The following is a 625-nucleotide window of genomic DNA, read 5'->3' as shown; positions in this document are numbered from 1 at the left end:
TTACACCGCCAGCCTTGTGGATAAAAACGGCGCACCGGTGACCAACATCACCAACCCGTTGACCGTCACCCTGGATAACGGCCAAACCATCACCATTGGTGTGAACCAGTCCAGCGGCACTGTTTCGGTCTTGGCACCGGATGATGTGTACAAGGGCGACCAAACTGTCACCACCGCTATCAAAGGTGTGACGGGCGGCGAGCATTTTGAAAACCTGGTACCGGGTACCACGGCGGTGAACACCACCGTCACCGATACTCCCGGCACTGACAACACCACGACGGTGACGCTGACTGCACCAAGTGCAGTGAACGAAGGTGGTCAAATTACGTACACCGCAACGCTTTCCAACAAAGCGGGCACTGACGTCACTTTGAAGTTGGATAACGGTTCTTCGATCACTATCAAAGCTGGCGACACCGTCGGCACCGTGACTGTGCCTGCGCCTACCGATGATGTGTTCATCGATAAGAGCACGCAGACCGTCCAGATCACCGAAACCACTGGCGGCAACTTCGAAAAACTCGAAGTAGCAGGCGACGGTGCAACCACCACGATCAACGACACCATCGACAAGGTCGATTTGGTCCTGACCGCCACGACTACCGTTGGTGAAGGCGGCAAT

1 protein-coding gene is annotated in these 625 nt (G+C 55.7%); it reads left to right on the top strand.

The window, feature by feature from the left end:
• Positions 1-625, top strand: a 625-nt coding sequence (locus tag ODQ19_RS27990; RefSeq protein WP_330211838.1) for an immunoglobulin-like domain-containing protein, incomplete at both ends; no start/stop codon positions are given.

It is taken from the genome of Pseudomonas sp. AM4(2022), assembly GCF_036346515.1.
Lineage (GTDB): Bacteria > Pseudomonadota > Gammaproteobacteria > Pseudomonadales > Pseudomonadaceae > Aquipseudomonas > Aquipseudomonas paracarnis.
The sequence above is the reverse complement of the archived record's forward strand: the minus strand, read 5'-3'. Positions and strand labels throughout refer to the sequence as shown.